The sequence below is a fragment of the Lactobacillus sp. wkB8 genome, assembly GCF_000761135.1.
GTDB lineage: Bacteria > Bacillota > Bacilli > Lactobacillales > Lactobacillaceae > Lactobacillus > Lactobacillus helsingborgensis.
The window spans coordinates 304,144-320,740 of the sequence record NZ_CP009531.1; the positions used below are offsets into that span (position 1 = coordinate 304,144).

At 34.8% G+C, this 16,597-nt stretch carries 17 protein-coding genes, 1 pseudogene and 1 riboswitch; of the genes and pseudogenes, 9 read left to right on the top strand and 9 right to left on the bottom strand.

All coding sequences use genetic code 11. The features are described from left to right. Positions 1-257: 257 nt before the first annotated feature. Entirely contained in the window at positions 258-776 is a 519-nt protein-coding gene (locus LACWKB8_RS01465) for a hypothetical protein (protein WP_038521150.1), read from the bottom strand. 373 nt (positions 777-1,149) lie between these two features. On the opposite strand from LACWKB8_RS01465, the gene LACWKB8_RS08955 reads away from it, so the two are divergent. The 7 genes from LACWKB8_RS08955 (at position 1,150) to LACWKB8_RS01495 (ending at position 7,520) form a co-directional block, all read left to right on the top strand. Then, positions 1,150-2,151, top strand: a complete 1,002-nt coding sequence (locus tag LACWKB8_RS08955) for an SLAP domain-containing protein (RefSeq protein WP_052059623.1) — start codon at positions 1,150-1,152, stop codon at positions 2,149-2,151. A gap of 195 nt (positions 2,152-2,346) precedes the next feature. After that, entirely contained in the window at positions 2,347-3,096 is a 750-nt protein-coding gene (locus LACWKB8_RS01475) for a helveticin J family class III bacteriocin (protein ID WP_052059624.1), read from the top strand. Between the two features lie 71 nt (positions 3,097-3,167). Beyond that, the gene (locus tag LACWKB8_RS09370) at positions 3,168-3,395 is read left to right on the top strand and encodes a hypothetical protein (protein WP_371211448.1); all 228 of its coding nucleotides are present in this window, start codon (positions 3,168-3,170) and stop codon (positions 3,393-3,395) included. 110 nt (positions 3,396-3,505) lie between these two features. Further along, positions 3,506-3,769 carry a hypothetical protein gene (locus LACWKB8_RS01480; protein ID WP_038521153.1) on the top strand — a complete coding sequence of 88 codons (264 nt, stop codon included), beginning with the start codon at positions 3,506-3,508 and terminating at the stop codon, positions 3,767-3,769. Further along, a complete protein-coding gene (locus LACWKB8_RS01485; RefSeq protein ID WP_038521156.1) occupies positions 3,762-4,079 on the top strand; it encodes a phage holin, LLH family in 318 nt (105 codons plus the stop codon). The genes LACWKB8_RS01480 and LACWKB8_RS01485 overlap by 8 nt, the downstream gene beginning before the upstream one ends. A 2,169-nt stretch (positions 4,080-6,248) precedes the next feature. Then, positions 6,249-6,857: a hypothetical protein gene (locus tag LACWKB8_RS01490; protein WP_038521159.1), complete on the top strand. Its 609-nt coding sequence runs from the start codon at positions 6,249-6,251 to the stop codon at positions 6,855-6,857. Positions 6,858-6,878: 21 nt separating this feature from the next. Further along, positions 6,879-7,520: a hypothetical protein gene (locus LACWKB8_RS01495; protein WP_038521162.1), complete on the top strand. Its 642-nt coding sequence runs from the start codon at positions 6,879-6,881 to the stop codon at positions 7,518-7,520. Between the two features lie 376 nt (positions 7,521-7,896). Here LACWKB8_RS01495 and LACWKB8_RS01500 read toward each other — a convergent pair whose 3' ends face one another. Continuing rightward, positions 7,897-8,136, bottom strand: a complete 240-nt coding sequence (locus tag LACWKB8_RS01500; protein WP_038521165.1) for a hypothetical protein — start codon at positions 8,134-8,136, stop codon at positions 7,897-7,899. Positions 8,137-8,160: 24 nt separating this feature from the next. After that, on the bottom strand, positions 8,161-8,664 hold the full coding sequence (locus LACWKB8_RS01505; protein WP_038521168.1) for a hypothetical protein: 504 nt from the start codon (positions 8,662-8,664) through the stop codon (positions 8,161-8,163). A 646-nt stretch (positions 8,665-9,310) separates the two neighbouring features. On the opposite strand from LACWKB8_RS01505, the gene LACWKB8_RS09375 reads away from it, so the two are divergent. Both LACWKB8_RS09375 and LACWKB8_RS09380 read left to right on the top strand, forming a co-directional pair. Beyond that, complete coding sequence (locus LACWKB8_RS09375) at positions 9,311-9,445, top strand: IS3 family transposase (RefSeq protein WP_242491941.1); 135 nt, start codon at positions 9,311-9,313, stop codon at positions 9,443-9,445. Then, positions 9,397-9,645 (top strand): annotated as a pseudogene (locus tag LACWKB8_RS09380) (IS3 family transposase); the annotation flags it as partial. The gene LACWKB8_RS09375 and the pseudogene LACWKB8_RS09380, both read left to right, overlap by 49 nt. 418 nt (positions 9,646-10,063) lie before the next feature. Here LACWKB8_RS09380 and LACWKB8_RS01525 read toward each other — a convergent pair. Genes LACWKB8_RS01525 through LACWKB8_RS01550 form a run of 6 tightly spaced genes read right to left on the bottom strand, consistent with a single transcriptional unit; the run spans position 10,064 to position 16,174 of the window. Continuing rightward, positions 10,064-11,335, bottom strand: coding sequence for a PTS galactitol transporter subunit IIC (locus tag LACWKB8_RS01525; protein WP_038521174.1), 1,272 nt, complete (start codon positions 11,333-11,335; stop codon positions 10,064-10,066). A 29-nt stretch (positions 11,336-11,364) separates the two neighbouring features. Further along, on the bottom strand, positions 11,365-12,366 hold the full coding sequence (locus LACWKB8_RS01530) for a 2-hydroxyacid dehydrogenase (RefSeq protein WP_038521177.1): 1,002 nt from the start codon (positions 12,364-12,366) through the stop codon (positions 11,365-11,367). A gap of 25 nt (positions 12,367-12,391) precedes the next feature. After that, a complete protein-coding gene (locus LACWKB8_RS01535; protein WP_038521180.1) occupies positions 12,392-13,153 on the bottom strand; it encodes an SDR family NAD(P)-dependent oxidoreductase in 762 nt (253 codons plus the stop codon). A 31-nt stretch (positions 13,154-13,184) separates the two neighbouring features. Beyond that, positions 13,185-14,741: an FGGY-family carbohydrate kinase gene (locus LACWKB8_RS01540; protein WP_038521183.1), complete on the bottom strand. Its 1,557-nt coding sequence runs from the start codon at positions 14,739-14,741 to the stop codon at positions 13,185-13,187. 12 nt (positions 14,742-14,753) lie between these two features. Beyond that, positions 14,754-15,302, bottom strand: coding sequence for a glycerol-3-phosphate responsive antiterminator (locus LACWKB8_RS01545; RefSeq protein ID WP_038521185.1), 549 nt, complete (start codon positions 15,300-15,302; stop codon positions 14,754-14,756). 59 nt (positions 15,303-15,361) lie between these two features. Next, complete coding sequence (locus tag LACWKB8_RS01550) at positions 15,362-16,174, bottom strand: class I fructose-bisphosphate aldolase (protein ID WP_038521191.1); 813 nt, start codon at positions 16,172-16,174, stop codon at positions 15,362-15,364. A gap of 248 nt (positions 16,175-16,422) precedes the next feature. After that, positions 16,423-16,556: riboswitch (FMN riboswitch) on the top strand. Positions 16,557-16,597: the final 41 nt, after the last annotated feature.

The following is a 16,597-nucleotide window of genomic DNA, read 5'->3' on the forward strand; positions in this document are numbered from 1 at the left end:
GTGCTTTATAATATGAAATTATCAAGTTTTTCAAAGATTAATAACTAGAAGATAAAATAAAAAATGACTCTTACGAGTCATTTGAAATATTGATTACTTATTTAAAAAATACAGTGAAAATTAATATTATAGTAGGTGAAATTATTGTCAAAATAACTTTGAATACGTTACTTTTAAACATTAAGTTCCCTATTGTTAGCGAATGATTATAAGTCAGTTAGAAGTGATCTTAAGATGCCTCAAGGTCTTATGCCCAATTATTTAAAAATCTTTTGCCACCAGTGTTCATTTTTTCGAACTGGCTCTTTTAGTTCATTATCAATGTTTCTTTCCTTACGTTCTAAAGAGCCCTGCTCTTTTATCTTTTGGTCTCTGCCATGTAACTGTTGTTGTTGGTTCATAAGCTGCATTAACCGATCAAACTTTTTTCCTAAAGCCCTATTAGCTTCTCTTAACTCTTTATTCTGCTCCTCGATTTTACTTAAATATCGATTATTAAGCTGATCAATTTCTTCTTGTTGTTTCGCTACTTTTTCTTCCAAATGTCTGACGTAATCAGTTTTACTAATTGATCTAGCAGAACCTACTTCACCATTTTTAAAATGAGCAATGACTTTCTTCGCTTCTGATTCATCAAGAACCATTTTTCTATTTTCTTTTTTATATATTATCTTATATTTTTTTATATACGAATTAATCCTTGTTCTATATCTTGCTACTTCTTTATTAGATGCTGTAGGTACTATTATATCAATTATTTCTCTTATATCTTTCATATATATTTCTCTTATATTGCTATATATTGCTATATATTTCTATATATTATTATATATCAATAACAGGACGAAGTCCTCAAAAGAGTAAAGAGGGTTTTATTAAAACATAGAAGCACACGTAGATTTCAAAAGTGTAGATATACAAAAAGGCAATCCAAATGGATTGCCTAGACGTCTAGTATGTCTCTTTTGCATGCGAGGATCGCACTTTATTTTTCACGAAGTTTTTTATAAATCTTTTAAAACTGATAGCCATTTGGCTTAGCACTACTTCGACTAATATTTATATTAGGTTGCCTGGTCCAGTAAAGGTAGCCTTAATAGACAATTAACCAGATAGCTATTAGAATTTAAGGATAAAGGAGTAATTACAATGAAAATTAACAAAAAATTGTTTATTAGCTTATTAGCTGGAATATTGACAACAACATCATTAGCAGTTACTACAACTAATATTGATCAAGCTCAAACTACTACGTCAAATGTAAATTCTGAGCAAGGCAAGCTAACCTTGAATCATAAGACTCGTGTTTATAACAAAAAGGGTAAGAAAAAGTATTCTTATCTTAAAACGAATGGGCTGCTAAAAAAGGGTGCTTTAGTAAGATATGTTGGCAAAATTAAAGCCCTATCTGATCCAGATACCAAGCGTTATTCCTTTAATGACAAAGATATGAACTGGTATTATCTACCATATAAAACAATTAAAGGTAAACAATACTACAACATCGGTCATGGCGGTTATATTAAAGCTATAAATGTTGATAGTATCAATGGAAATAAGTTATTTACTAATTATGCTACTGTTACAATAGCATCATCGCCATTTTCTTCTGATAAAGATTTTACAAAAGCAAATCTTGTTAATAATAAAGGTGAATTTACCAATAAATATGTCAAAAAGGGTACGAAACTAGTGGTTGATCGTCGCAGTAATAGAGAAGAACTAGCAGGGACGACTAAAATTGATATGCTTGATAATGGAGTTCTAGAAGTATTCCGCATAAAAAACAATAAAAAATTGTTTGTTTTAAGAGACGACCTTAAAACGCAGCCTCGTCAGCAACTAATACCGTATACTAATATCATGCATGTAAGATTTGTGAATGACGCATATCTTTATAATATAAAAGGAGAATTTGCGGACGATTCATGGTTTAGTTCAGGTGATACGGTTTCGGTTACAGGATTAAGATATATATGGGTTCCAGCAGATAAAAAAGCAGAACTATTTTATGAAGTTTTAGATTCACCTTCATCGATGTCAAACTGTAATTTTGTGAAAGCTTCGACTGCTAAATATACTTTTGGCAATCATTTAAAGCCAATAAATACAGCAGCTGATGTCACGCCAGCCAACATAGAAAAAATATAAAAGAATAAAGTTAAATATAAAAAGCAATGAATCCTCATTGTTTTTTTTTTGCTTAAAACTTGCACAATTCCTCCAACAAAGAATTAAGCCGACATTAGTCGGCTTAATTCCTCCTTACGTGCTATTTTAATTATGATCTCGAGATTAAAGATTTGGATAGATAATTATTTTTTCAATTAGTAAAGGAGTTTCGATATGAGAAAAGTATCTAGTGTAACGCCAAGTTTGAAATATGAATTGAATGGTCTCCATCAGGTAGTTGTTCAAAAAGGTAATGTAGCAACTAAATATATATATGCGTTGCAGCAATTGGCCAAAGGTACAGATACTGTAGTTTATAGAGCAAGAAAAGATGGATTTAATGCACAATTTACAAAAGGCGAAAAGCATTTTCGGTTATTTTTAAAGGGTGCTAAAAAGAGTGGTACAGCAGGTTCTCATACACAAACTTGGGAATATGCTGGACCTAACGGCAATGGTGAGTGGTTTATTGGTACAAAACCTAAAAAACTTTCAAGCTCTAAATATTACTGGGCTACTCAAATAGCAAGGGTAAAATTTCAAAATAAAAAATATACGAAAAATACACAGATGCCTAGGTTGTCAGCTCTTAATAGAGCAGGAGCAGGCTATGATGATAATGTAGTTTATCCAGGAGTTAATTTGCTTAGATCCGAAGCTGCGGTTTCTCCAAATTATCTAGATATGTTGATTGTTACTATTGATACAAGTGGAACGGCTCATTTTGGTTTCTACTCAGTGAATGAAATTAATAAAGCTCTCAATGGTGGTCCTACAAATTATCCGCTTGATCAATTTCGTTGTTCTTATGCATTTAAAATTGAGAATTTTACATCTGCTGTTGGATCAATTCAGGGCTTTGATATAGACGATAAAAAAATATCTATATTTCAAGTGAAGCTGCACCTAAAACAGATGATGTAGGTCAAGGGGTAGCTCAAGATCGTTATATTTATAAAATACCTTATGGTTATCAAAAACTGCCGAATGGATTAGTGGATTGGAATAGCACAGAGAACTGGCATAGAATTAATTTGAATGCTAATAATAATGATCACAATAATGGTTCAGTCTTAGATCGGAGTAAATTTGTTACTGAGTTTGAAAGTATTCAAGTAATTAATAAAAATGATGCATATTTAACGGTCTCATATCATGACGCAACTACATTAAAGACTTTGCACAGTAGAATTTATGAAATTACTTGGAATGACCCAGAGTAGTAATAAGTTTTATAAATAGATCATAAAATATTTAAAAGTCTCAAACAGCTCACTTACTGTTGAGACTCTTTCTTTTATACAAACCAAAATAGCAAGGAGGAATATGCATAATGTATAAAAAACTGATAATTTTGCTAACCTCAACTGCCTTTTGTGGACTCGTTTCAATGCTAATCAATTTTTATCAGTGGCATGTAAAAACAAGAAATACTGCAAATGATAAAGAACGGCGACGATTATATAACGAAGTAAAATACTATCGTACAAAGTTTCTTAATGATGAAAATGAAATTGATCATTTAAAAGAAAAAATTCGTAAATTAAAGGCAGCACAATTTACTACTGTCAAGGAGAGAAGTGATATTGATGGATAAATTAACGTCTATTTTACAATTGTTAAGCACGCTAGCTGTAATAATTGCGTTTATTCTTGTTGGTATTTATCCATATATTAAAGAACGTAATAAATCTTTAGCAGATAAGTTAGATGTATGGTATAAGCTTGCTCAAGTTTTAGTTAACGAGGAAGCTATTAAAAGTGAGAAATCTGGTGCAGATAAAAAACAGACAGCTACTGATACATTAATGATCCAAGCAAAAAAGTTAAAAGTACCATTAACCAAGAATGTGGCTGCTGGATTGGTACAAAATGCTTATAATCAAACTAAAACAAGACGTAGTTGAATGCCTACAAAGCAGATTTAGCAAATTGCGTAAATCATACAAGAACTTAATGAGCAGGTAGTTGAATTATATAATTTATTAGATTAATGATAATTAGCCATTAAAACACGCTGGCAGCAATTTGTTGTTAATCTAGAAAGCTTTTAAGCTTGATAGAATACTACTCTCAGTCTAAAAGACTATTAATTTTAAAAAAATTAGTAGAATTTGATATTTCTATGGTATGATTACTTTAACAAGCAAATAAAATGCCTTGATTGCCAATAAGGACAATCAAGGCATGAAAAAAGCTAATCTCAAACTTTTGCAGGGTAACAGATTAGCTTCATCAATTAAATTAAGTATAACAAAAATACTTAAAAATTCAAGAGATGAAGTTAAAAAGACCTTCGAGTTAAAAGATTAGCCCGGAGGTCTTTTCCGTTATCAAGCGAACCAACAGGACAAAGTTGAAAAAAGGGACAGGTTTAATAGAGCCATTTCAAGTAATAAATCTATTTCCGAAAGCACGTAACGAATGCAGTGGGGCAAGTGGCGGTGACGACCAGCAGTTAAGCGAACCAGGTCAGGGCGGTACAGACGACTACTGTCTGGTCAGAATTACTCATGCGTAAGGCGAGCAGGCAGCAGTGGAACATACGGCAGTAGCAAGGACAGAACATAGTACGAGGTACTATTGGCTGGGGTTAGCATATGGCGTTGCCCAGACCTTCAGATCATATTTTGGAGCGACAAAAAACAACGGCTCGGCTACTGTGCAGGGCGTTTTTTAGCTTAAATGTATGCTGGTTCTTTGTGACCAGATTAGTAACCAACAATCGACAAAGCGGTTAGTTAGATAGTTTCTTCTCCTTATCGCAAGGGGAAATTACCTAACTAACCGCTTTGCGGTTATGTTAGTTACCTTATGGGGCCAGTGTGCCCACTGCAGGGAACAGTAATTGGCAGTTTAGGTTAATTATTTGATCTTGTTTTAGGTTTAGTTGGAGCAGCTGGCGTAGTAGATTTTGGTTCAGCAGTCTTTCATGGTTTATTTGCAGGTTAGGGTGTCGAGTAGTGTTTTAGTTTTGCTTGTAGGAGATTAACCTGGTTCTTGATGTTGATTTATATTGGTCGTTCGTTGTCATTTATCGGATTAGATAAAGTTGTTTTGTTACCTATATCTTGGAATTTCACAAATTTTTAGGAAAGAGCATAAGGGAAACTGCTATCACTTACTTAACGTAAGGTGAGAGCTTGGCGGTGCCAAGCGTTTTCTAACAGCAGCTGCCTGCTAGCACTTTTTTTGCGAAATATCCCACCGTGGGACTGTTGTGAATATTGGTGTAGAGCCAAAAGCCTCATCTGGGTTTGTGAAAGGGAGCTGACAGTCCCACATTGGGATTGTTACAAATCCTGGTAGAGCAGCATTCTTCTAAAGGCAAAGATCGTATCAAAAACCGTATTTTAGCTCCGCTGAATGCCAGGTTCACTTTAGATGTAATGGAGAGCGGGGGGGTAAAAAATAAAAGTAGGCAAAATAGTTGAGGAATGATTTTGTTTACTTTTAAAAAATTGGGACAGTCATTTTTGCTAGGAAGTCGTCCATTTGGTGGAAAATCAGGTGTAAGTATACCCGGGGGCGAAAAAACGGCTCACAGGGGCTAATAGGGGCTAAATTAGGCAAGCTGTTGTTGGTAAGTTAGAAGAGAATAAAAAATAAATATATAAAAAAAGCGATCCTTGTGGACCGCCTTAGACGTCTTGCAAGTGACTGAACCTGCTTACACGTTTAGTTAAACATGTCTGACGTTATCTAATTCTATAAAAATTATATCATGAAAATAAAAATTTGGTAAAATAATCCTGCGCGTTTAGTGCACTATCTTGAGAAGTTGACTGGCTTCTCATAAAGGAGGTGAAAAGACGTGTCTGATGTTCTAATTCTAATTCTTTTGTATCTTGTAATTACCGCAATTCGAGATGTGTTGAATATCGTCAAAGATATTCTTAACGAACTACTTAAGTAGTACAAAAGTGAGGCCTAAGATTTTATCTTAGGCTATTTTTATAGGTATAAATAATTGAATAAAATTAATTAAAGATATATAATCTCGATATTAAAATATTAATTTATTAAGGCATTATATCATTATAATATTTTAATATACGTTTATAGGAGAATTAATTATGAAATTTAAGTATGTTGTTGGATTAGGTGTTGCTGCTGCAACCTTTGCGACAGTTGCAACTCCATTAGCGGTAACAAGTGTCAAAGCTGAGGCAACAAGTGATAGTGTAGAAAGTCCTGTTTCTAAATATGATATAAATCCTGTAGCAAACTATGATAACGATTCATTAAGACAAATTGCAATTAATAATAATTTAGATTTGTCTGTAGTTGAAGCTTTAAATGATAATATCGATCCCGATAAAGCCTTACCTAATGGTACGCCTATTTATTTGCCACAAAATGTTGGCTCTGTAGAAAACGTAGTAGGACCTCAGGCGTTCGGACCTTATGATGGTGTACCAGCAAGTATTAAGAAAAAATATTATGATAGTTTAAGTAGTGCAGAACGTTCAGCTAAACTTTGGATTGCAAAGAGAGAATCAGGATACAATTATTATGTTTCTAACGGTACGCATTACGGTCGCTTTCAGTTAGATAAAGCATATCTTAATGGCGACTATAGTATAGCTAATCAAGAAAAAGCTGCTACGATATATATTCACAAACGTTATAGTGGAAGTTGGGTAAAAGCTAAAGCATTTTGGCAAGCTCATGGCTGGTATTAAATCAAAGTAGGTTGGGTAAAAATGAAAAGATCACTTAGTATAGCAGCATTTGCAGCTGTTTTTGGTGCAAGCTTGATATTTAGTGCAACAAGCAGTAATTATGTGCCTGTTAAAGCAGCTGACGTAAGCGATACAAATACTGTAGTCAATAATCAGGGTGTGTCTGATAAAACATGGTCTAACAAACTGACTAAAGCTGGCTATGTTTTCAAGTTAGCTAAAAATATAGCTACTACTGATGGCGGATTGTATCAAAGAAAAAATGGCTTACTTAAAAAATATAGTTTGAAGCATGCTAAAAAAGTTTTCGCTAAAAACATGTTATTCAAAATAGATCGCGCTATATCAGTAGAAAATGGTTCTTTAGTTCATATTGTGTCGCAAAATGGCAAATATAAGTTTTGGACTAATTTTTTAACCGGGACATACAATGTAAATGGTCATAAAAAATCTCTTAAACCATTAATAAAAACCGAAGTAGAAATGATCACTAATACTTCTAAAGAGAAAATAGCAAAAAAGCTAGTCACTGCCGAAAAATTGGCTAATAAATTAAAGGGTTCAGATAAAAAATTGGCTCAAGAATCAATTACTCAATTGAAGCAATGGATTGATAATGAAGTTTTTGCTAATATTCCTGTTCTTCTAATTGGTAGCCTGTAAGACAAGTAAACAAGTTTTTAATTTACTGCTGCTATCAAAGTGATTTTCTTATTAATTTACGAAGCATACGGAGCAATTTAAAGTTAAAGATTAAAAGTAACAAATAAGCTGGTATGAAGCAATTGGTCTAATTGTGAAATTACCAGGTAATGAAAAAAGGGAAGGCTGTTAAATCAGTCTTCCCTTTTGCTATACGGCTTCAAATTCACAAACATTTTTTTGCTGCAGTTTTTAGCCTTGTGGCTCTAAGCTTTGTAGCAACTTCGCTTAATGTACATTATGTTAAGTTGCTTTGGTATATATGGAATTATTTTTTTGATTAGGTATTTAATCTGCTTAATTTGTAATTAATTTGCGTATTTGAGTTTTGGTTTGCTTATTTTTTGTTATTTTTGAAGAATATCATCCATTCATAAACACATGTAATAACTGCTATTAGATAATCATACCAATGAAAAGCTTTTGCAAAGCCCACTAGAGAGAGGAGAAACACGGCAATCAACGCTAAAGTAAAAAAGATAGGTATAGCAAGCGTCATATTATATCTGGCAAGCCAAGTATCGATTGGCAGAACCTCTAGAGCCAAGATAATGATTATTATTAAAGTAGTATTCATGTTGTAGTCACACCTTTAGATTATTTATAGATAAATAAATACGATTGTTCGTGCGGTCCAGTAAGCGACTGTGCTGTTAAAGTGAAGATAATGAATTAGTGCATATCGTATACCATCTTCAGCTTTACCTTCATAATCAGTTAGAAAGTTTACAAAAGCTTTTAGTGATTTAGCTTTTAAACTGTTATCAGTAATTTTAGCAACATATTTGGCGATTTCTTTAATTGTTTCTAACTTTAAACTACGCGTCAGGTTATTGTTTTGTTCAGTAATTTTATCTTGTAAGAGAGTATTCTGTTGCTCCTCACTAAGTCCAGCACCATTAACAATTTGATCAAACTCATCTTGTTGATCTTTAGTTAATGAACCGTACAATGCCTCATATGAACTGTCGTTTTGATTTTCATTGGAATTACATACGGAGTTATCCGTAGCAGCAAATGTATTTACTACAGTTGTTGCCATAGTCGTTCCTATAAAACTTGCTGCTGCAAGAGAAATTCCCAATTTTTTAATGGTACTTTTCATAATAGTACACCTTTCATAATATTTTTCGTCAATGTCGACATTGATATTAAAACTATAATTCAGTATAAAAATTTGTCAACAAATAATATTAAAAAATATTTATGTATATATAAATATATAGTTCATTAAATATCCAGTTAATTTGTGCTTGATAATATGAACTTATCAAGTTTTTCAAAGATTAATAACTAGAAGATAAAATAAAAAATGACTCTTACGAGTCGTTTGAAATATTGATTACTTATTTAAAAAACACAGTAGAAATTAATATTATAGTGGGTGCAAATATTGTCAAAATAACTTTAAATACGGTACTTTTAAATGTTAAGTTCTCTATTGTTAGCGAATAATTATAAGCCAGTTAGAAGGGATCTTAAGATGCCTTAAGGTCTTATGCCCAATTATTTAAAAATTTTTTGCCATCAGTGTTCATTTTTTCGAACTGGCTCTTTTAGTTCATTAGCAATATTTCTTTCTTTACGTTCTAAAGAGCCCTGGCAGTTACCCAACTAAGACGTGAGCTTAAAGTCAGCGTACTTTTATTCTTGATACCATTAATGCCAATCCCAATTTGCCCCATCTATCCCGTAGTAATTACTACTACACTTTAAAGAAGAAGGACAAAGAGCGGGACAATCGAGAAATAATGACTGAAATCAAAGCTATCTATGAAGGACACAAGCACCGCTATGGCTATCGCCGCATTACTGCAGAGCTTAGGCGTTGCAGTTTATTAGTCAATCAATGTCACGCAAGGGCAATTCGCTTGATGATGGGTTAATGGAAGGCTTCTTCGGGATACTCAAACGAGAAATGTTTTATGGATTTGAAAAGCAGTTTAAAAATCTCACTGAACTGGAAGACGCGATTAGAGACTACATTGAGTATTACAATCAGAAAAGAATCAAGATTAAACTAAAAGGACTAACTCCGCTTGAATATCGGAAGTTAGTCCTTAGTAAAGCTAATAAAGTGTCCTAATTTTAGGGTTCACATCACCCTATGATTATACTCTTTTTTACCTGAAAATTTGCAGTTAGATATTGACAAAGTTATAATCTGGTAGTAGTGTATTAGGTAAATATAACACTAATAGAAATAAAGGAGGGCTAAGTATGCTTTATCTCTTGTATATATTTATCGGTTTACTCATAATTTTAATCACTGATTTAATGGTAACGTCTTTGTTAACTTTAAAAGATATTTTTCATAATCATGCTCAGGATAAGTTGGACTTTAGCTCTGCCTTTAAAAAGTATTTTGCTAAAAATAATAATCTTTTCTTTTTTAAAGTATACTAAGAACGATCAAAAACTGCGGCTCAATAATTTCCTTGGCATCAGAAAACCCTCAAACTTAATTTGAAAAAGTCTGAGGGTTTATTTTTGATTGAATTTGTCTAAATAATGGCAGCGATCCATTCGCTAACTTTAATAAATATCCAGCCAATCCAAGTTGTAGCTGAGCCAACAATGTTGGTTATTGAACTAAAAGATTTAATCGAAGTAACATTTGCTTGTAAAGCCGCTTTAGTAAATTCGGGTGCAATAGAAGTGCCAATATAAAAGATGGTGATAATAATTAATAAACCCGAGATAAGCATTCTGAAAATGTTACGATTGCAAAATGGTGCAACCAAAGCAAAGAGAAACATTAGTGAGGCTAAATCAGCAAAAGGCAGTACCTTATTACCAGGCAAAAGAAAGGCTAAAATTATTGCCAGTGGCAAGAGTAACAGTCCTGTTGAAAGCACTGATGGATCATCAATTAGTAAAGCGGTATCCATGCCAATGTAGAATTTTCTTTTAGGAAACCAATCCTTCAATTTGGCATTAACGTGATCTTTAACCATCACGAGTCCAGATACTAATACGTTAACAACTATGGGCAATAAGTACATTGAGGCAGCGATATTAACACCTAATGTTAAAATCTTAGAAAAACTATAATTGGCCAAGATGCCCATTAATACACCAATAATTGCCCCAAAGCTGATTGGTTCGCCAAGTATGCCCAGTTTTTTGTTGATAGTTTCAGGATCTAACTGGATTTTATTCAAACCAGGGATATGTTCACAGATCCAATTACCAATGATACCGAAAGGCACCCAGGCCAAACATGTTAAGTGGGGAAAAGAAATGCCATTTAAGTCCTTATTAGGAAATTTCTTTTGAATGATAGGTTGTGTGATATCAGCGATGATTAAAGTCAAAGTGTAAATAATCCAATCAGCAATAATAGCGATCCAGTAATTATTGGTCCCGGCGTAGATAACGGCGCCAACTAAGAGGAAAATCCAAAAATTGAAGATATCAAGATCAACCGTTTTAGTTAAATTTAAAAACAATAAGATTGCATTTATGACTAAAAAGCCTACTACTGCAACTAACATAATTGGCGAGCCCCAGCCGATAGTAGACGCCGTTCCCCAACCAACATCTGTGACAGTGAGCTTTAAGCCTAGTCGTTCAACCATTGCTTTAGATGCTGGACCCAAAGCGCCAAGCATCAAATTAATTACCATTGATACTCCGGTAAAGCCGACTCCAACCAGCATACCTGCTTTAAAAGCTTTTGCAGGGTGCATTCTGAAGATTAGACCAACGATAAAAAAGATGATAGGCATCATGACGGAGGAGCCCAAACCGATAATAGAATTAATAAAAGCCATTTAATAACCTCCAATTTATTTATTCATGGTTATTTTTGTGCACTTAGAAATCTTTCAGCAAATAGTTTTGGAGTATTCTTGAAAGCATCGGCTGTAGAACCAGCTAAGTGCGAGGTTAAAGTAACGTTTTCCAAGCTTAAAAATGCAGAGTTTGCGGGTAATGGTTCATCGTCAAAAGTATCAATAGCTGCACCCGCAATTTTGCCCTGCTTGAGTACAGCAATCAGAGCTTTTTCATCGACCAGAGCTGAACGCGCCGTATTAATAAAGTATGCCGTGGGTTTCATTAAATCGAACATATCTTGGTCAATAATGTGGTGGGTTTCTTCCGTAGCCCGCATGTGAATTGTAATGATATCGGATTGTCTAATTAGAGCTGAAATGCTGTCGATTTTTTCGGCATAAAGATTATTACCCTCAACATAAGGATCGTAAAAAATAATTTTGGCACCAAAGCCCTTTAAAAATTGAGCTACTAATTGGCCAATGTGCCCAAAACCAATGATTCCAATGGTTTTACCACCAATTTCGGGAATATTATCTTTGTTAGGAAAATCTTTGTACCAAATGTCTTCGTGCATTTTGGCATTAGTACGGGCAATATTTCTGGTTTCGGCTAAAATCATACCAACGGTGAATTCCGCAACTGCTCGTGCATTGCGTCCGGCAGTGTTAATCACTTTAATCCCTTTACTTTGGGCATAATCCACATCTACATTTTCCATACCACCTCTTAAAACACCTATGTATTTAAGGTTTTGAGCCAGATCAATGACCTGTTTTCCGATTGGCATAAACTGCGTAATGATCATGTCATAATCTGCTATTTCAGCTAACAAATTTTGATCAGTAATTTCGACTGCATTTGCTCCTTCTTGCTCAATTTTGATATTGTCGTTTTGCAAACTTTCTACAGTTTCATGGCTCCAATCACGAATTTCCACAATGTCGCCGTTTTCCTGAAATTGTGTTAAACCAGCTTTTAACATTTCGGGAGTAATCAAGTTATCTCCAAATGCTACTATTTTCATAATTATTCTCCTCTTAACTTTCTGATTAATGCATCAGCATTCCACCGGTTAAATCTACTGTTGCTCCAGTCATATAACTATAGACATCGGAAACTAACAGAGTGCCCATTTTGGCAATTTCTTCTGGTTCGACCACTCTGCCCATTGGGATTCTGCTGACATAATAATTAGGATCTTTGTCAAGATTGGCCTGAATCATTCTGGTATGCATGATACCGATAGCAATATTGTTGCTGTTGATGCCGTTTTGAGCCTGTTCTCTGGCAAAAGAGGCATTAAAAGCTATTAAGCCCGCCTTTGATGCAGCATAATGAGAGTGTCCGGTTGTTGAACCATAGTAAGCGGCCTGACTAGTTACATTTAAAACGTGGCCGCCGTGTTTTTCCTTATTAGCGGCAAGTGCGAATTTTTGGGCAAGTAGAAATGGTGCCCTAAGATTGGTTTTCATTTCCAAATCCCAATCTTGCTCTTTAATTTCCGTTACTTTGCCACTTAGCCAGATACCAGCGTTATTAATTAAGATGTCTATTTGTCCCAACTGCTCGTGGGCTTCATCAAACAGTTTTCTGGCTTGATCAACTTGGGACAAGTCTGTTTTAAAGCCGTAAGCTTTTTGATGAGTCTCTTTTTCTACTTTGTCCAGTGTTACTTCTGGGTGTTCTTTTTCATTTAAATAACTAAAAGCAACTGTGACGCCTTCTTTTGCTAAAGCTAAAACAAATTGTTGTCCTAAACCTGTAGCACCACCGGTTACTAATGCGTTTTTACCTTGTAGTCCTAGTTTCATTATTAATCCTCCTTAAAATTAAATTTTGTTGTTAGTTAGCTGTTTCTAACTGGGTATTGCCGATATCATTCCAAACAAAAGATTGGTCCTTAACTACTTTTTGATATAGATCATATTTTTCCTGATAAACTTCTGCTAGTTCAGGATTAGGAGTAATTGTTCTTGAAATATGAACCATACTTTTTGCTGCTGCTTTAAAGTCGGTAAATAAGCCGGACATTACGCCAGCTGCCATAGCTGCTCCCATTGCGCCGTTTTCCTTAACGTTAACTAGTTCTAATGGTTTTTGAAAAATATCCGCAAACATTTGTAACCATACTTGTGAATTAGTGATTCCACCGGCTATGCGAATTGGAGAAGACAAAACATTGGCATTTATTTTGAGTAATTTTTCAACATGAGCTTTATGGGCGAAACAAACGCCTTCATAAACTGCATTTACAAATTGGGCTAATGAGGTATCTTTTGAAGCCCCAATGAAGCCGGCAGATGAGTTCGCAATGCCAGCGTTAGAGCCAAAAATGAATGGATAAAAAATCAGTTTGCTTTCCCAAGGTTTAACTGATGCCACCAATTTTGAGCAGTAATCATAGATACTATTTTCATCATTAACAATCTTTAACAGTTGGGTATGATCCTTCATAAATGTTTCTGTGAACCAGGTTAAGTTAGAGCCACTTGTAGGTGACGCCTCAGTTAAGAGATATTCGCCCTTAATAGGATAATCAGAAGTCATAAATAAGTCTTTAACAACTGAGATTTTGTTATCAATGTACTGGTTAATGCTCCAAGTTCCAGTTACAATTGATAACTGATTGTGTTTAACCAATCCTGTTGAAAGTGCGCTTGCTGTGATGTCAAAAAGCCCGCCAGCTACTGGAGTCCCTTCACACAGTCCGGTTTTCTTGCTGACAGCTGCGGTAATTTTGCCGCATTCAGCTGTAGAGTCTACTAGAGGTGGAATCTTTTTTAACCACTTTTTGATACCAAAAAATTCGAATACCTTTTCATCTAATTTTTCTGTGTCTTGGTTAAAAAGTGAGGTGCCACTTGCGTTTGAAATTTCAAAACCTGCTTTGCCGGTTAGCCAATATCTGACTAAGTCGGTAATCATGAAGACGTATTCTGTTTTGTCATAGACTTCAGGTTCATTTTCATCAAGCCACTTTAAAAGGGCGGCTGGTTGTGAGCTCCAAATAGTGGCATAGGTTCTAGGTCTGACAGCTGTTTCATAATTTTTATCAGCAAGCCATTTTTCGACAATAGCACTAGCCCTATTATCTGTAGAAATAATGCCGTTGCGCACAAACTGACCATTCTTACCGATTAAGTAAAGCCCATTGCCATGACCAGTCATACCGACTCCAGCAATTTCTTGTGGGTTAATTTTTGATTTTTGCAAAACATCATGAATGACCTGAAAATTTACTGCTCTTAATTCAGACATATCCCTTTCAGTCCAGTATTCATGAGGTGTTATCATTTCCGTATATATTGTGGACTTTGCTATTTCGTTGCCGGCAGCATCATAAATAGCTGCCTTAGTTGAAGTACCACCATTATCTATTCCCATTAAATATTTGGTCATTTTATACCTCTTTCATTGCCATAATTTGCTATTACTAGTAGTAATGCCAGAAAATCCTAATCCAAAAATCTGATCGACCATATTTAAAGTTTTAATAAAACCTCCGGCAAATAATTTAGAACTTATGTTTAATTTAGCTAGATCAGCTGATTCAGCAATTGCTGAACATGCTGGCAAAACTTCAATAGCATCAAACTTATTATTTTCAAGTATTGCGCCGGTTCTTTTAAGAGAGCGGCTGTCAATTAAGAAAAAACGATAGATCACGTTGAGGCCAATACTCTTTGCAATATTGCCTGCTTGAATATTAGTAGTAAAAACACCATCCACTTGGTACATGTTTTTAAGTAACCGCAAGCCTTTTGCATCTGGTGCAAAACCTGCAATTAATTCCAAATGTACAAAAGCTTTTTTTCTGAATTTATGAACGTACGAAGTTTGCTTAATTAAGTTTCCTATATCTGTGTTACTCAATAGAATAATTGATGCCTTAGACTTACAAGCAAGTTGCAAAAGTTTTAGCTCTCTAACTGAGGGTATGATTGTTTTCTGGTTCTGCATTCAATTTCCTCCAATTAAATTATTAGTAGGCTTTATTAAAGAAAATTATTAAGTGGTAATTAGGATTTGGTAGTTGAATATATTTGAAGAGCCTCCTCAACTGTTTTGCCATCATGGACAATTGCAGATAGAGCTGCTACCTTACCAACTGGGTTAGGGTCTTGGGTAATATTTCTTCCGGTTGCAATTCCGCAAACTCCAGCTGTCATTAAGTTGTGGACATATTCGAAGTAGGTCTTGTTGTCAGTTTTTGGTCCTCCCAAAGCAACTGCAGGACGTCTGGTATTTTCTACAATTTTTCTGTCAGTCTCAATATCACCAGTAAATCTGGTTTTAATGACATCGGCACCGTATTCAACGCCTAATCTTGCTGCCGTTTTAATATAGTCTGGATTATCTGAGTTAGGTTCTTGGTCTGAAACGGCGTAAGAACAAGGAAGGGTCTCAGCAATTACTGGTACGTTCCATTCCTCGCCTTGTTTTGCGAGCCGCGCTAACATTTTATGAGAAAATTCTTCTCTACCACCTTGACTACCGGGGAAAGTCATGCAGACAACGCCGCTTGCTCCTAGTTTTAATGCATCAGTGACATCGAAGAATTGTGCTGTTTCGGGAACGCTGCTGTCAAAAACATTAACCGAACCGTCTACTCTTAAAATCGTCGGCACATCAATTAAGTCTTGCGCAAATAATTGAGCTTGTCCGTATGTAACTAAGGCGCAGTTAAGCCCATACTTTAATAACTGATGAACGCTTTTGACTGAAAAATCTACCCCGTCTGTATTAGCGGAAAAACCGAATCCGTCTAAAGCGACAATAATCGTTTTACCATCTTTACCAAAAATATTATTTAAACGTTTTGCTTTATCCATTTGTAATCTCCTTTTCTAATTGAAGTCAAAAAAAAGAAGGTCCAAATAAACCCAAGTGCAGAATTCTGCACAGGTTTAATTGAACCTTCTAATTTTCTCGTTCAGTTTTATATTTTATTACGATGTAAGCATAGCAGTATTTGAAAACGCTGTCAATGAAATTTGGCAAATTGTTTTAGTAATAATTTTTCAAAGTAAATGCTATTGCTCATATCGTATAACTATACTATACTTGAAATAGTTGAATACGGTTTCTTCGGGGCAGGGTGCAATTCCTTACCGACGGTGACAATTAATAATTGAAGTCCGTGACCCGCGTTTTGCGGTGGAACTAGTGAGAGTCTAGTACCGACAGTTATAGTCTGGATGGGAGAAGAACAAACAAGATTAGACAGAAAACTCGCGTCGTTATTAAACTTCGCT

What these genes read in the sequence shown, in the direction of transcription:
- LACWKB8_RS01465 (WP_038521150.1), bottom strand. Translation starts at nt 776, where the DNA reads ATGAAAGATATAAGAGAAATAATTGATATAATAGTACCTACAGCATCT.
- LACWKB8_RS08955 (WP_052059623.1), top strand. Translation starts at nt 1,150, where the DNA reads ATGAAAATTAACAAAAAATTGTTTATTAGCTTATTAGCTGGAATATTG.
- LACWKB8_RS01475 (WP_052059624.1), top strand. Translation starts at nt 2,347, where the DNA reads ATGAGAAAAGTATCTAGTGTAACGCCAAGTTTGAAATATGAATTGAAT.
- LACWKB8_RS01480 (WP_038521153.1), top strand. Translation starts at nt 3,506, where the DNA reads ATGTATAAAAAACTGATAATTTTGCTAACCTCAACTGCCTTTTGTGGA.
- LACWKB8_RS01485 (WP_038521156.1), top strand. Translation starts at nt 3,762, where the DNA reads ATGGATAAATTAACGTCTATTTTACAATTGTTAAGCACGCTAGCTGTA.
- LACWKB8_RS01490 (WP_038521159.1), top strand. Translation starts at nt 6,249, where the DNA reads ATGAAATTTAAGTATGTTGTTGGATTAGGTGTTGCTGCTGCAACCTTT.
- LACWKB8_RS01495 (WP_038521162.1), top strand. Translation starts at nt 6,879, where the DNA reads ATGAAAAGATCACTTAGTATAGCAGCATTTGCAGCTGTTTTTGGTGCA.
- LACWKB8_RS01500 (WP_038521165.1), bottom strand. Translation starts at nt 8,136, where the DNA reads ATGAATACTACTTTAATAATAATCATTATCTTGGCTCTAGAGGTTCTG.
- LACWKB8_RS01505 (WP_038521168.1), bottom strand. Translation starts at nt 8,664, where the DNA reads ATGAAAAGTACCATTAAAAAATTGGGAATTTCTCTTGCAGCAGCAAGT.
- LACWKB8_RS09375 (WP_242491941.1), top strand. Translation starts at nt 9,311, where the DNA reads ATGACTGAAATCAAAGCTATCTATGAAGGACACAAGCACCGCTATGGC.
- LACWKB8_RS01525 (WP_038521174.1), bottom strand. Translation starts at nt 11,335, where the DNA reads ATGGCTTTTATTAATTCTATTATCGGTTTGGGCTCCTCCGTCATGATG.
- LACWKB8_RS01530 (WP_038521177.1), bottom strand. Translation starts at nt 12,366, where the DNA reads ATGAAAATAGTAGCATTTGGAGATAACTTGATTACTCCCGAAATGTTA.
- LACWKB8_RS01535 (WP_038521180.1), bottom strand. Translation starts at nt 13,153, where the DNA reads ATGAAACTAGGACTACAAGGTAAAAACGCATTAGTAACCGGTGGTGCT.
- LACWKB8_RS01540 (WP_038521183.1), bottom strand. Translation starts at nt 14,741, where the DNA reads ATGACCAAATATTTAATGGGAATAGATAATGGTGGTACTTCAACTAAG.
- LACWKB8_RS01545 (WP_038521185.1), bottom strand. Translation starts at nt 15,302, where the DNA reads ATGCAGAACCAGAAAACAATCATACCCTCAGTTAGAGAGCTAAAACTT.
- LACWKB8_RS01550 (WP_038521191.1), bottom strand. Translation starts at nt 16,174, where the DNA reads ATGGATAAAGCAAAACGTTTAAATAATATTTTTGGTAAAGATGGTAAA.